The organism is Heyndrickxia sp. NPDC080065 (assembly GCF_050281185.1).
Lineage (GTDB): Bacteria > Bacillota > Bacilli > Bacillales > Bacillaceae_C > Heyndrickxia.
Map to the genome: position 1 here is coordinate 76887 of NZ_JBNNWS010000009.1, position 14696 is coordinate 91582.

At 34.0% G+C, this 14696-nt stretch carries 15 protein-coding genes; 10 read left to right on the forward strand and 5 right to left on the reverse strand.

What is annotated here, in order from left to right; translation table 11 throughout:
• Positions 1 to 206: 206 nt before the first annotated feature.
• Positions 207 to 2006: a PD-(D/E)XK nuclease family protein gene (locus ACQKP0_RS12390; RefSeq protein WP_427406163.1), complete on the forward strand. Its 1800-nt coding sequence runs from the start codon at positions 207 to 209 to the stop codon at positions 2004 to 2006.
• 549 nt (positions 2007 to 2555) lie between these two features.
• On the opposite strand, the gene ACQKP0_RS12395 is transcribed toward ACQKP0_RS12390, so the two are convergent.
• Together ACQKP0_RS12395 and ACQKP0_RS12400 are read right to left on the reverse strand one after the other, a co-directional pair.
• Positions 2556 to 3284, reverse strand: coding sequence for an SIS domain-containing protein (locus ACQKP0_RS12395; RefSeq protein WP_427406164.1), 729 nt, complete (start codon positions 3282 to 3284; stop codon positions 2556 to 2558).
• Positions 3285 to 3385: 101 nt separating this feature from the next.
• Positions 3386 to 4777 (reverse strand): sugar phosphate nucleotidyltransferase, encoded by a 1392-nt coding sequence (locus ACQKP0_RS12400; protein ID WP_427406165.1) that lies wholly within the window; start codon positions 4775 to 4777, stop codon positions 3386 to 3388.
• Between the two features lie 178 nt (positions 4778 to 4955).
• On the opposite strand from ACQKP0_RS12400, the gene ACQKP0_RS12405 reads away from it, so the two are divergent.
• From ACQKP0_RS12405 to ACQKP0_RS12425, 5 genes are all read left to right on the forward strand, one after another.
• Positions 4956 to 5669: a GntR family transcriptional regulator gene (locus ACQKP0_RS12405; protein ID WP_427406166.1), complete on the forward strand. Its 714-nt coding sequence runs from the start codon at positions 4956 to 4958 to the stop codon at positions 5667 to 5669.
• A gap of 136 nt (positions 5670 to 5805) precedes the next feature.
• Positions 5806 to 7212, forward strand: a complete 1407-nt coding sequence (locus ACQKP0_RS12410) for an APC family permease (RefSeq protein WP_427406167.1) — start codon at positions 5806 to 5808, stop codon at positions 7210 to 7212.
• Between the two features lie 23 nt (positions 7213 to 7235).
• Complete coding sequence (locus ACQKP0_RS12415) at positions 7236 to 8222, forward strand: ROK family protein (protein WP_427406168.1); 987 nt, start codon at positions 7236 to 7238, stop codon at positions 8220 to 8222.
• Positions 8210 to 8956, forward strand: a complete 747-nt coding sequence (gene chbG / locus ACQKP0_RS12420) for a chitin disaccharide deacetylase (RefSeq protein ID WP_427406169.1) — start codon at positions 8210 to 8212, stop codon at positions 8954 to 8956. The genes ACQKP0_RS12415 and chbG overlap by 13 nt, the downstream gene beginning before the upstream one ends.
• 197 nt (positions 8957 to 9153) lie before the next feature.
• Positions 9154 to 9420 (forward strand): SDR family oxidoreductase, encoded by a 267-nt coding sequence (locus ACQKP0_RS12425; protein ID WP_427406302.1) that lies wholly within the window; start codon positions 9154 to 9156, stop codon positions 9418 to 9420.
• A gap of 413 nt (positions 9421 to 9833) precedes the next feature.
• On the opposite strand, the gene ACQKP0_RS12430 is transcribed toward ACQKP0_RS12425, so the two are convergent.
• The 3 genes from ACQKP0_RS12430 to ACQKP0_RS12440 all read right to left on the reverse strand — a co-directional run bounded on the left by ACQKP0_RS12430 (position 9834) and on the right by ACQKP0_RS12440 (position 11457).
• Positions 9834 to 10493 (reverse strand): GAP family protein, encoded by a 660-nt coding sequence (locus ACQKP0_RS12430; protein ID WP_427406170.1) that lies wholly within the window; start codon positions 10491 to 10493, stop codon positions 9834 to 9836.
• Positions 10490 to 11248 (reverse strand): MerR family transcriptional regulator, encoded by a 759-nt coding sequence (locus ACQKP0_RS12435; RefSeq protein WP_427406171.1) that lies wholly within the window; start codon positions 11246 to 11248, stop codon positions 10490 to 10492. Before ACQKP0_RS12435 ends, ACQKP0_RS12430 begins: the two co-directional genes overlap by 4 nt.
• A gap of 62 nt (positions 11249 to 11310) precedes the next feature.
• Positions 11311 to 11457 (reverse strand): hypothetical protein, encoded by a 147-nt coding sequence (locus ACQKP0_RS12440; protein ID WP_427406172.1) that lies wholly within the window; start codon positions 11455 to 11457, stop codon positions 11311 to 11313.
• A 162-nt stretch (positions 11458 to 11619) separates the two neighbouring features.
• Between ACQKP0_RS12440 and ACQKP0_RS12445 the strand changes: the two genes are divergently transcribed.
• From ACQKP0_RS12445 to ACQKP0_RS12460, 4 genes are all read left to right on the forward strand, one after another.
• Complete coding sequence (locus ACQKP0_RS12445) at positions 11620 to 12273, forward strand: DUF4097 family beta strand repeat-containing protein (RefSeq protein ID WP_427406173.1); 654 nt, start codon at positions 11620 to 11622, stop codon at positions 12271 to 12273.
• Positions 12274 to 12592: 319 nt separating this feature from the next.
• Positions 12593 to 13030, forward strand: a complete 438-nt coding sequence (locus ACQKP0_RS12450) for a helix-turn-helix domain-containing protein (protein WP_427406174.1) — start codon at positions 12593 to 12595, stop codon at positions 13028 to 13030.
• On the forward strand, positions 13027 to 13761 hold the full coding sequence (locus tag ACQKP0_RS12455; RefSeq protein ID WP_427406175.1) for an ABC transporter ATP-binding protein: 735 nt from the start codon (positions 13027 to 13029) through the stop codon (positions 13759 to 13761). The genes ACQKP0_RS12450 and ACQKP0_RS12455 overlap by 4 nt, the downstream gene beginning before the upstream one ends.
• A complete protein-coding gene (locus ACQKP0_RS12460; RefSeq protein WP_427406176.1) occupies positions 13758 to 14495 on the forward strand; it encodes an ABC transporter permease in 738 nt (245 codons plus the stop codon). Before ACQKP0_RS12455 ends, ACQKP0_RS12460 begins: the two co-directional genes overlap by 4 nt.
• Positions 14496 to 14696: the final 201 nt, after the last annotated feature.

Sequence of the window (14696 nt, forward strand, 5' to 3'; positions counted from 1 at the left end):
ACAGATCTATATCAGTCTTTCATCCTAGATATTTATGAGAATGAGAAAATAATGTTAGTAATTATTCTAGATGTATCATATCATTTTTCAGTAATCCATTACGGACTGAAGATAACACCAACTGTCCTTAAGGGTTAATTTTTTTGGTAAAATTAGAGATGATATGATCATTATAATTGATTACTAAACAATCGGAGTGAACGTAGATGGAGATTCGAGATTTATTTGAGCTAGAAAATGATACGACTTTCCAACAGCTCAATCAGCAAGTGAATTCGTTTAATACATTAAAAATCTTAAAATTAGAAAACCATGAAATCCGTCATTCGAATATTTTAGCGTGGTTGTTAAATCCGAAAGAAAATCATAGTTTACGTGACTATTTTATTCGTAAAATGATTGAACATCTCATATTAATAGATGAAAACAGCAGTAATCCACAATATGAAACAGTTGGTGAAATTCTTAACCACTCTTTAATGGATAGCCACATATATCGTGAGGTTAAAACAGATAAGAACCGATTTATCGATTTAGTTATTGTGAATCAACAGTTGAAATTCATCCTTCTAATTGAAAATAAATTTTATTCCACTGAATCGAAAAATCAATTGGATGATTATTTATATTTTATCCAACAAATGTTTGGGGATTTTACAATAATCCCAATTTACTTAACTCTGAATGGAGAAGAACCTTCTAATCAACAATACTTTATCCTTACTTATGAGCGTATCGAATCAATTTTACATACCATTCTTATGTTATATCAGGATCAATTAAGTGATAATGTTTATAAATTTATTGAAGATTACGACCAAATATTAAAGGAAAAGTTTTATCCAAATCAAGATCAAATAGTGCAAGCAATAGATATATACCGCAATCATAAAGCGACAATTGATACACTATTCGAAGAAACGTCAATGCTTAATAAACAATTGCAATTTGAATCAGGGTATCAATTTGAATTCATAATGAAGTATCGAAATACAATCAATTATATTTTCAAACATGGGCAAAACATCTTATCGTATAGTTTTGAACAATTCGTTCAACAACAGTTTGAGGAAGAGGTCCTTTATAATGCACATCCAACGATTCCGAATTTATTCCCACCTGAATGGAATCCTATAAGTCACATACAATTACGGGAACCAAGCTATTGGTTAGGAAAAGGATTAATTGTTTGGTTTGAACAGACAAATGATAATCGTTTATGTCTGATTGCTGAAGTGGGGCCAATAGAATATACAGCCCGTCTTTGGCTGCTTGAACAATTAGAAAAAATCGGGTTGTCGTTTAAAGAAACATCAAAAATAGAAAAAGCACGTCGTACGAGATTCTTCTCTAAAAAGATCGATATCAATAAATGGGATGATATAAGCGAGCTTACACAAGCAATGCTAGATTTATATAATAGTTCGGAATTTGTTTTATTGCGGAAACAAGTAGCTGCAATATTAAATAATGAGAATCCGGTAAAAGAAGAACTAACTAAACCTGTGGAAATTTCCACTTTAAATGAAACAAAAATACAAATTCAAAATGCATTTAGAAAGTGGATGGAATCTAAAGAAATCCCTGAAAATCATTATCGTGTAACTTCACAAAATCTATCCTTTAAAATTCCTTTGTTTGATGCGTTCAAAGAGAAATTAGGAGAAACAAGAGAAAATTGGTGGTGGGATAATGGGCCATTTTTATTTTGGATGAAATTAAACCCAGATTCACTGTACTTTACGTTAGAAATTGGTCCGATTGAAGCAGATAAACGCGTCCTGTTAATGGAAAATATTAAAGAAAAGGGCATTAAATTTAGCAAAAAAGGACTTACACTCGAAGCTAAATTTAATCGTATTCACTCTGAAACAATATCAATTGGAGGGTTAAAAGAATCAGGACTATTGAATGCTTTCAATGCTTTATATAACAACAAAGACTTGCAAAATATTTTAGAAAAGCTTCAAATGATTTATGATGAAACGGTTAGTAAAGTGGAGTGAATATTACAAATGTCAGTTGGTTAATGTAAGATTTGTTAAATTGACAGCAACTGCAGAATTTTTTACATGTGTGCTCCTTTTTACTAATGTTGCATCTTTTTTTGTGACTTGAATCATAATTTTTCCGAATTGGCAATGATATGCTTCAATATACTTTATACAATATTATACTTCAATTGAATTAAAAATTATAAACCCATGTAGAAGAGCACTGAAAAATAATACAGTGCTCTTTTATTTTTTCAAGATTATTGGCAATGGAAATGCAAAAATTGATTAATAACATTCCTAAAGGAATCAAAAAAGTAATCCTATTTATTTAAGGTGTTTGGTTGAGTAAAAAAGCTGAGAGTAAGAAGATTTCAAAGTGCACAACTCAAAACATGATAATTCTCCTCTCTGGTCTTTGATGATTTTAAAACGTTCATTCTAGACCTTCTACGTGGTTAACTATCATCAAGATGTACCCACTATCGATAGATTAGATAGGACTACACAGGGATAAAGTTAAAAACCAAGACTATTTACAGGTAAAAATCGAAAAACTAACTACCACTTCACATATTTATCAAAAAGCTCATCGTTAAATTGATCTGCCCCATCTACATTCGAGCTTTTAAAAACTGGAGGTTCAAAACCTTTTTTCACTAATTGCTGCAGGGTTTCAACAATGAGTGCTTGGGCTAGAAAACATCCAATTGCATCAGATGTTGCTCCAGAATAAATATCAGTATCTAGAATACGGAATCCTGCGTCGCCAATGACAGCACCATTATCGAGTACAACATCAGCAAGTTCATATAATTTTTTTCCACTCTTATGTCTTGAGGTAACATCTTTCGAATGTTTCATGCTTGTCATGGAAATGATCTTTGTGCCAATATTACGGGACTCTATGGCCATCTCTACTGGAACGATATTTCTCCCTGAATTTGAAACAATCATAATTACATCCTTGTTGGTTACTTGGTGCAAATTTAGATATGACTTACTTAGCCCTTCGACTCTCTCAAGGTAAGTACTTTTATTTGGACGTTCATGTAGCATTAGTTCAGGAGGTAAAATCGCTGTAACGAATGCTAGCCCGCCTGCACGATTATAGATTTCTTCTGCAATCATATGAGAGTGCCCTGAACCAAAGACATAAAATCTTCCTCCATTCATAATTGCCGCAGATATAAGGCTTGCCCCCTCAATAATTGCTTGTTCTTGCGTTTCTTGAACTTCGAACAGAATATTATTAAAAAACTTGCAGTAATCGGTAAATAATGATGTCATTGTTCGTTTCCTCCTTAAATAAAGATATATAAATTTATTCATTAAAACCTATTAAACTCTTTTGGCAGTTTCGTATCTGACCGTGAAACTTTTATTTAAATTTACCATCCATAACGATGAGGACCCCAGTTTTTTTCAATTATGGTTTGCTCGGCATATAGTAAAGTCTTTGAAGGTACATCTTTTTCTACTGCAACTCCAGATCCAATGATGCAATTACTGCCTACTTTAATCCCAGGCATATATAAGCTTAAAATACCTGTGCGTGTAAAATCTCCAAAGTAAACTGCATTTCCGAATTCCTCGGGAATTTCTTTACGACTGTTAACAATTTGAGTTTGAAGCTGGTCGTCAAAACGAGTAATGCCAACAGTGACTCCCGCAGCTATATCTGTTGATTCCCCAATAATTCCGAAAACTTCACCAAAATGAATAAAACTGACGTTATCAAAAGTAATACCTTTAAATTCTGCACAATGTCCAATCCGATTTTTATGTCCAATTACGCTGTCTGGTCCAATGCGACAAAAATTTTCTATCCGACAATGGGAACCAATTACTACATTTCCTTCGATCACGACGCCGTTATCTAGTGTGGTATAGTCACCAATTATGGCATTTCCTTTAATTGTTACATATTTACCTATTTTCACATGTTTACCAAGACTTACATATCCTTGGATATCTGCTGTTGAATGAATTTTACACGTCTCATGTATTTCATTTTTATCAAGTACTTTTGTCATTTCGGATATAGCTAGATGATTTGCCTGCATAAGGTGCCATGGTTTATCTATATCAATGACTCCGTTTGTTATCGGATAAGATGAAACATTGTATCCTTCTTCAATCAACCATTGTAAGCTTTGCTCTAACTCAACTTCCTGCTGTGGCATAACTCCAGTAGGTACACTTTTCATGAAGCCTGGATTATAGTTCAGCATTCTCTTAAGTACATTAGTATTTAAAGCAAAAGCCCCCATTACTCTTTCCTGTACATAATGTGGACGAGGATGTCCAAAAATATTTTCTATACGACGATCCTCTCCAATAGCGATTCCAAACCAATCCTGAGCGTGCTCGTTTTCTATTGGCTTTGATAAGATAAGGGCATCCAAAGTGTCTGATTGAACTTGATAAGCATTAATAAAACTACTTAAACGTTCTCGGGTTATAAATAGGTCCCCATAAAAAATAAAAAGTTTGTCATCCTGAAGGTCATGCACAACCTTTTCTAAAGAGTCTGCGGTCCCTTCTGTAGTTGAAATTTCAATTATTTCAATACCTTTAATCTCGCAAAGAAGGGATTTGATCCTACGTCCCAAATAACTTGTGGTAACAATAATTCGTTCAAAGGATAAACTCTTAAGATGATTTACTAAATGGACAATGTTTCCTTGGTTTGCTATTGGTAAAGCCGCTTTGGGCCAATATTCATTATATGGCCACATTTTTTTCCCTTTGCCTGCAGCTAGTATAATGGCTGTTTTCACAGTAATCACTCCATTTTTATTTAATCATTGATAATATTAAAATAAACCATTATAAACGACTAACTTAACATATAAATACCACCTCTCATAATTGGTATGTATCAATTTACTTTAAATAGTATGAGTTTTTGGTTATAATGTCAATAGAGTGATTTAAAATGTGGAGGAATGAAATTACATGAGCTTAAAAAAAATACCTTTATATAAACAATTAAAACAGAAAATAATCCAGAAGATTGAAAAGGGGGAGTTGAAACCTGGTGATGTGTTACCACCTGAGAGGGAGCTTGCGGAATTGTTTGAAATGAGTCGTGTGACCGTTAGACAAGCAATCTCAGAACTTGTTAATGAATATGTTCTCGTTCGGAGGCATGGAAGCGGAACTTATGTCGCCGAAAATAAAATTCCGCATGGAAAAAAATTAAAAAGCTTTAGTGAAGATATGAGTTTAAGAGGAATGATGCCTGGGTCTAAGATTTGTGAGAAAAATATTATTACAAACCCCTCAGCGAATATGGCTGCTGAACTAAAATCAGAGGGGAATTTGCTTATATTAAAACGTCTGCGATTAGCAGATCTCGAGCCCCTTGCGATTGAAACAAGTATGCTGCCAATTGAACGATTCCCCGGAATTGAAAATAGGAATTTTCAGAACGAGTCACTTTATAAAATTTTGGAAGATGAGTACAATATAAAAATTATAAAGGCTCAACAAAAAATAGAAGTGGGAATGCCGACTCCTCAGGAATCAGAATTACTTCAGATAAATTACACGATACCAGTTTTTCGATTAAGACAGGTAACTTTTGATCAAAATGATACTATTATTGAAATTGCTCATTCCGTTTATAGGGGAGATAGATATGATATTGAGACGGAAATTTATCGTTAATTACGGATCATGTATTGATCCGTTTTTTTCTTTTTAAAATAATTGACAAAATTTTTAGATTCCTATAGAGTTTTAATAAATTGGTATTTACCTTTATTGATATTGGTTTTTACCAAAAATACGGAGGTGATTTCTTATGTCAAATCAACTAAAGAAAAATGCAATTAGTCTTCCTGGTGCGATTGCGATGTCAATTGCAATAATGGCACCAGCTGCCGGAATGATGTTTGTTCCTCAAGTTGTAGCTCAGTCGGCAGGATCATCTGTTCCCTTGGTATATATCATTGCGTTGATTGGTTCACTTTTTGTTGCTAATACCATTGTACAATTTTCTAAGCGTATATCCCATGCAGGATCTTTCTTTGCCTACAATTCTGCCGGGCTAGGTCAAACTGTAGGGTTTTTATCAGGATGGTTACTTATGAGTGGATACTTTGTTTTTTACCCTCAGAACATTTTAGTTGCATCTTTTTTTAGTTCAAAGATTTTAACTGAACATCTTGGAATTAATATTCACTGGGGGGTATTTTCAATCTTTTTCATTTTGATTATCTGGTATTTATCAACACGGGGAATAAGTAGTTCCATGAAAGCTGATTTATATTTTGTAGGTGCGGAAATGCTAATAATCTTATTAGTGGTATTAGCTATTATTTTTCAGGGTGGAGCTGAAGGGCATACTTTTGATGTCATAACGATTAAAGGATCTCCTACTGGATGGAGTGGCATCTTTTTTGGAATGATTTTTGCCATGATGACATTCATGGGCTTTGAGTCAGCTGCTACGGTTGCAGAAGAAACCGCAAATCCTAAGAAAAACATCCCAAGGGCTATCTGGGGTTCGGTAATAGGCATGGGCCTGTTTTATATTCTAGTCACTTACGCAATGGCCATTGGATTTGGTCCTAATAACGGAGAGGAGTTTGCGCAATCTGTACTAGCTATGGATTATTTAGCTGCAACATATGTAGGGGATTGGTTAAGAATAGCAGTTGATATCGCCGGAATTGTAAGCGCTTTTGCTATTAGCCTTGCTCTAAATAATGCCACTGTTCGCGTAATTTATGCAATGGGTCGAGAAAATGTCCTCCCCAAGAAATTAGGAAAAACCCATGAACGATTTTCAACCCCAATTCATGCAATTAATGCTGTTGGTATATTTGCAACTCTTATTGCATTGACTATAGGTTTTATTTTTGGTCCATATCCGATTGGATATGGAGTATTGGGGTCGTTTGCAACCTTGCCTATTTTACTTCTTTATGTTCTTGCATCCGTTTCCTTGATGCGTTTTGTTAGAAAAAATCATCCGCTTGAATTTAGCTTGTGGTCACATGGAATCGCACCTTTAATCGGCGCTCTTGTGATGTTGTTGCCGATTTATGGTTCTATATTTCCAATACCAGCTTGGCCATATAATTTAATCTTATTGCTAGTTTTTATCTATATCCTTGTTGGCCTTTTAATAGGATTAGTCCTTAATCGAAAAACCAAAAGTCTTTTAAACAGTGTCGGTAAAGTTATGAGTTCGGATGAATCTTAAAATGTTTAGAAAAGGTGATATAAATGACAACATTATATGGAGTAGTAGATATTGGAGGAACTAAAACATTAATAGGTATTGCTACTGAAAATAAAATTATTGAAACCCGTTATTTAAAGACAAGTGATATAAAATCCCCCGAAATGCTAATAGATATTTTAGTGGAAGAATTCGATCTATTAATAGCGCTATCAAATTATAAAGATGGCATTTTAAAATCCGTAGGTATTAGTATTCCTGGACCACTAAATAGAGAAGAAGGAATCATTCACTTCACGGGTAATCTAAATTGGTCTAATTTTCGAATTGTTGAATACCTCCAAAAGAAGATGAATCAAATACCTATAATTATTGATGATGATGCCAATGCTGCAGGGATTGGGGAAGCAGTTTACGGTGCTGGGAGGGGCTATAAGAATCAAATATATGTAACGATCAGTACTGGTATTGGAGGAGCTATTATTATAGATAGACAAATTTATCGTGGGAGTCGGGATCTCGCTGGTGAATTAGGACATATAACAGTCGTACCAGACGGCCCACCGTGTTCCTGTGGAAATTTTGGATGTCTGGAAGCATTAGCGTCTGGAACTGCAATTACAAAAAGAGGTCAACAATTATTAATTCAGGAACAATCGGTAATTTTATCTAAATTAACCGGTAAAAAAACATTAACAGCCGAAATGATCTTTGAAGCAGTAAGACAAGGAGATAAAGCTTGCTACTCGATAATCGAACAAGTTTGTAGATACTTGGGTATTGGCCTAGCTAATCTAGTTCAAATTTTCAACCCTGAAGCTATCATTTTAGGAGGAGGTATTATGAATCAATCGAGCCTTTTGATTCCTAAAATTGAAACCGAAATGAAGCTACGTCTATTTAAAGTACAACAAGGGCGTGTAAATATTGAAATAGCTTCTCTTAATGGACAAAGTGGTTTATGGGGAGCTTTGCATCTTGCTAAAAATCATAATACCGCTATAGAGGTAGAGCAAACATGTCGTATTTAATCATTAATGCAGATGACTTTGGTCTTTCAAGAGGAGTAAATTATGGGATTATTGAATCCCATAAAAACGGGATTGTAACATCAACAACATTGATGGTTAACATGCCTGCTGCTGAACATGCTGTAAATCTAGTAAAAAATTGCCCTTCTTTAGGAGTTGGTGTTCACTTAAACCTTACCGCTGGTAAACCTATTCATACCAATGTTCCATCATTAATTAATGATAGGGGATATTTTCATCATAATAGAGATCTTTTAAAAAAAGGGAATTGGATGGATTTAGAAAAAGAACTTAGGGCACAGATAGAGTATTTTTATACACTCGGATTAGAACCAACACACATAGATACACATCACAATATACACGCAAATGAACCGATTTCTTCTATTGTTGAAAGTATTTCTAAAGAGTATGTGCTACCAGTTCGTCAACTAACAAATACAAATAAATCAAAACAAATACCTGAGTTTTGTTCTGATTTTCATAAAGATAATGCGACATATGAAACACTAGTTAGTATCTTCAAACGTGTTCAAAAAAGTCCAATAGAAATGATGTGTCATCCAGGTTTTATAGATGAAACACTATTAAATCTTAGTTCATATAATCTTCCACGAATCCGAGAATTATCTATACTAATAGATAACAAGACAAAAGAAGCAGTTAATAAATACGATATTCAGTTAAAATGCTATAAGACATTTTGTCCATCATCATTTATGGATTTACGTTGATCTTTTTGAATACTAGTTTAGTGATCGGAAAATCACAGGCTTAGCTTAATTTTGATAATTAATTTCTCTAAAAAAATTAAACTTATGTTCAATAAACTACCCCTTCTTATATGCCGTCCTTTGTGATGGCTCTTTTCATATCGAAATTTGCTTAACATGATAACGAAGGGATAGGTATTAAACCAAAAGGAAAGCACATATTTGGACTAGTAAAGGTTGGAGAACGAGGACAAATTGTGATTCCTAAAAAATCTAGAGAGATATTTAATATTGGCCCAGGAGACAGTTTGTTGGTTCTAGGAGATGAGTCCCAGGGAATTGCGATTGTCAAAAACGAGGTTTTACCGATGAAACGCTATGCTCAACCGGAAGAGATTGCAAATCTTGTTTTGTTTTTAGCTTCGGAAAATGCTTCTTTCATCACAGGAAGCCAATATGTGATTGACGGTGGAATTCTGGCATAAGATCATGTGAAACAGAAATTGATATGGTGATTAAGGGGGATATTTCGAAATCCCCCCTTGTTTGAAGTCAATCAAAAGTACAACGAAGAATGAATAATTTCTAAGGAGTGGGTGGTTCAATAATTTAAAATACATCTTTTGAAATAAAAAGAGAGAAATGTTCGCAGCTTATTTCCAAACATCTTTTTTTTATGTATTTTGTCATAATATTTTTAGAAAATTGATGGATTTTTCAAACCATCCGTAATAACGACTGTAATTCCTTTTTTAACAGCTTGCTGGATTAATTGATTTGTTCGATCTTTCACAATCGGATTGAGCTTAGTTGGCATAGTAATTGAAAACAGTCCACAATTTTTACAGTATTTAAATTAAACTAATATACTCCTATTTTATCGTATTGGTCAGACATATTATAAATAATCCAAACTCTTAAACATTAGGATGAATCCAACAATGCACATAATCCATGAAAGTGCTGACCCTCCATAATTAGAAGTTTTCATATGAAGTTTTTGAAGTGGCTTTGTAATCCATTTTCTAAATAGGAGATAGCAGGTAAACAGTAATAGAGAAGGCAGTATCATGATAAAGTTATATGCTGCTAAAATCGAACTCCATTCAAACCATGTTAGCTTTGAGTTAATCATTAAACCTATTGATGCGAAATATGGAAATGCAGTACCTGCTTCAATTAGAAATGTAATAAATCCTAGTGTCAGAATAGAAAGAATGCTTCTTGAGTTTAGAACAGGTAATTTTGATTTTTTTTTCTTATTTTGAACAAAAAAACTGGCAATAAATAATATCCCGCCTATTATAAATATAAACCAACTAACTACACGGTTTTGGAATATTTTTGAAATAGTCTCAAGTAAAAAACTTAACCCTAGCATGAGGGATACTCCAATTAAAAAGTACAGTAAAGCGACAGTCAATAAATATATTAAAATATACTTTGTAAGTTTTTCTTTTTCTGTTAGGAGTAGGTATACTGTTACGCCAATTGTTGTAGGACTTAATGTGTCCAAAAGAGCTAATCCTCCTATTAGGAGAAGTAGTTCTATACTCATTTAATTTCCTCCTTACCTAATCTATCCAAATAAATGGCATATGCATCGTCCATAAATTTAAGTAAATCTTCATCTATCGGATAAAAGCTTAATTTTTCTGATTGCTGTGGCGATTTCCTTATCTCCCACAGCTTATCTAAAAATTCATCCTCACCTTCAAAATCTTCTAAACGTTTTTCCTCCATTCTTCTAATAATATTTTGCACTCTATGTGATTCAGGACCATCCTTCATAAAACGTTTCAATTGTCCAATTAGTCCAATCCATTCAAGTGAATTAGAGTTTTCACTTGTCATTTTAGGCAGCTTTTCTAAAAGTTTTTTTTCCTTTTCGTCAAATATGGATTCACGATAAGACTGTTGTATTTCTTTATCTTTAACAGAAAGCTGCATGATCTTTTTAATTGCGTTCCAGTTATCTTCACCTTCAATGGCAATGCCATGAATGATTTCTTTTAATGACAGCTCTATTTTCTTTAATCTTCTTTGTTCTTTTAATACAAAAGATAATTGACCCTTTAAACCTTCTGACCAATCCCAATCACTGTTAGTGAGCATGTTATCAATTTCATTTAATGAAAAACCAATTTTTTTGAAAAACTGTATTTGCTGCAACTTTTTTATTTCGTTAATTGTATAAAGTCGATGCCCTCCCTGCGTTTTAGAAGCAGGTTGTAATAGGCCAATTTTATCGTAGTAGCGTAGTGTTCTTACTGTAACACCTGTTATTTCTCTTACTTTATTGATATGTATCAACTAAAAGCACCTACTTCCTTCTTGTTAAAGTCTTTTTGAAAATAACAAAAATTTTAATTGTATTATTCTTTATCTTTCTTGAAGGAACTCCGAAGTAAGTAACCTGTTCCCAATCCAATTAATACACCCGGAAAAGCATGATCCAATATAAGTCCAATACCTGCACCAATAATAACACATCCATAAATAATAATATCGCCTTGCTTCAACCGTTCATCCCTCCGATTTCTAGTGTTTGAAATAAGTATATAAAATGACGCCACGTCAGCTTCAAGTCTTTTAACCTCAATATTTATATAAATTGAAAATGATATTGCAATTGACCCTACGTCACCTCTTATAATGATGCACAATGAAAGGAGTGCTGTAAGTTGAGAAAGTACTTAGTTATGTCATTTTTATTTGTTTTATTATTTTTAACTGCTTGTTCGGAGAAAGAAAGTGTAGATGTTCAAAGGCTTCCAGTAAATAATACAGATAGCATTCAAATAGAATTTGGAAGTATTAATGTAAAAGTTGTATCAGCTGATATTGAGGAATCAGAGGCATCTCTCATTTTATACGATAATGCGGGATTAAAAATGGATAAGAAAAAAGGAAAAATTTCAATCGGAGTTAACAAAGACATAACTCGCTTTTTTAAGAAAAAGCCTGAATTAGAGGTTCGAATACCTATTCAATTTAAAGGTGCGATAATACTAGATGGGTCTTCAGGCAATGTTGTCGGTAAGGACTTGCAAACACATGATTTACAGGTAAATGCAAGTAGTGGAAATGTAATGCTCGACTTCCTGCAATTCCATAGTCATGTGTATGTTAAAACAACAAGTGGTCATGTAGATGTATCTTTAAAAGATGTTGAACCAGATGTCACACTTCTTCTAAAGTCTAATAGTGGTAGACGATCTGTTGCCATTGATTTAGATGATCTTCAACAAAATAAAAAGGAAACAAGAGGAAAATTCAGTAATGGAGAATATGAAGTGAAATTGAAGACATCATCGGGGAATATATCACTGAAATAATGACATATAGTCGAAATTTTATATAACAGAAAATACTTGTCCAAATATAGGTGGTAATTAGATTTTTCTTTCAAACGATTCCATTATGTAAAATTTATCAGCGCTTTGAAGCCATGTTGAGTGTGTAAAATTATTAGAATTCAGTCTGAGATCCCCCAATTTAATTTACGAGGGATCATTTTTGTAAATAAGATTTTACTTTGGACTGAAACAACTCACATTCAACAAAATGCAAATCCAAATTAACATTCTATGTTATTTCTGGTTGGTAGATTATTGGAAGATGTGCTATATAATGAAAACAAAGGATGTGAAAAATATGATAAATATGAATTTGAAAAAAATGCGTAAAATGCTGAGATACACGCAAGAAGAAGTGGCGGAAAAAATCGGGGTGTCAAGGCAAGCAGTTGCGAAATGGGAATCCGGAGAAACAGTGCCGGATATCAATAATTGTAAGGCGTTAGCACAATTATATGATGTGGCATTGGATGATCTAGTAAGTGATTCGGATGATAAGGATGAGATAGGTATTAAACCAAAAGGAAAGCACATATTTGGACTAGTAAAGGTTGGAGAACGAGGGCAAATTGTTATTCCTAAAAAAGCTAGAGAGATATTTAATATTGAAGCAGGAGATAGTTTGCTTGTTCTGGGAGATGAGACGCAGGGAATTGCGATTGTCAAAAACGATGTTTTCATGCAGTTTGCACAGGACATCCTTCATGCACAGGAATATAAGGAGGAAGACGAATGATTGCTATTGAAACAAAAAATTTAACAAAGAAATTCGAAGAAAAGATAGCAGTCAATTCTCTCAATCTATCTATTAAACAAGGCGAGCTTTTTGCATTACTTGGAGTGAATGGTGCAGGTAAAACGACAACAATCAAGATGTTGACTTGCCTTAGCCGACCTACGAGTGGAGATGCAGCCCTCCTTAGCAACAGTATAGTCTCCAATCCCCATGCTGTAAAAGAAAAGATTAATGTTTCACCACAGGAAACGGCTGTAGCTCCCAATTTATCCGTCAAAGAAAATCTTCAATTAATTGCTCAAATATACGGTTTCGATAAAAAAACGGTAGAGATAAAAGTGAATGAGATGCTAAGTACTTTTAGTCTGACGGAAGTATCGAAAAATAAGGCAAAAACCTTATCAGGAGGAATGCAAAGACGACTGAGTATTGCTATGGCACTTATAACGAATCCACAGATACTTTTCCTTGATGAACCTACTCTTGGTCTGGATGTCATCGCAAGAGGGGAACTTTGGACTGCTATTGAAAAATTAAAGGGTAATATTACCACCATTCTCACAACCCATTATATGGAGGAAGCGGAAGCACTTTCAGAACGTATAGGAATCATGGCGAAAGGGAAATTAAAGGCAGTTGGAACGGTAGCTGAATTAATGGCAAGGACCAACACAAATTCACTAGAGGATGCCTTTGTCACATTAGCTACTAAAGAGGAGGTGGAAAGATGAGATCACTAGCATTTGCTGCACGCAACCGCAAAGAGATTCTTAGGGATCCCTTAAACTTGGTATTTGGAATAGGTTTCCCATTAGTTATCTTATTATTGCTAACTGCCATTCAAGCGAATGTACCAACTGAAATATTTAACATTAATAAACTTATACCTGGCATAGCAGTTTTCGGTCTTTCTTTCATCTCGCTATTCTCTGGAATGTTAATAGCTAAAGATAGAAGCACCTCGTTTTTGATGCGATTGTTCACGGCACCTCTTTCTGCCTCTGACTACATTATAGGATATATAGTGCCACTCGTACCCATGGCAATTGTTCAAACGATCATTAGCTTTATCGCAGCACTTTTCTTAGGATTGCCGTTCAATGCCAATGTTTTGCTTGCTATTCTTGTCCTTCTGCCAATATCCTTACTATTTATAGGAATAGGATTATTAGCAGGTAGCATATTTAACGACAAGCAGGTAGGCGGTATTTGTGGAGCGCTGCTAACGAATGTTAGTGCATGGTTAAGCGGTACATGGTTTGATTTGAATCTAGTAGGGGGCTGGTTCAAAGAGATTGCTTATGCACTTCCATTTGTTCACGCAGTAGACGCGAGTAGAGCTGCCCTTTCTGGAGACTACGCCTCCATTTTACCGCATCTTTGGTGGGTCATTGGATATACGGTTGTTATTATAGTTATTGCTATTTTCGTTTTTAAGAAGAAAATGAATGGGGAAAATGCATAATGATATGATAAAAATATTATTCTAGTAGACAATAAATAAATATATATATATATTCTGGTGGATAGGAATTAATCAATAGAGTAACGTAAAGCGAAATTTTATGTGATTTGTTCTAGAGTTTATTAGTGATACTATCCAAAACAAAGGAAGTAGTTATATAAATTACCTTGTAAGAAAATGAACCAATATTTAAGGGATTCA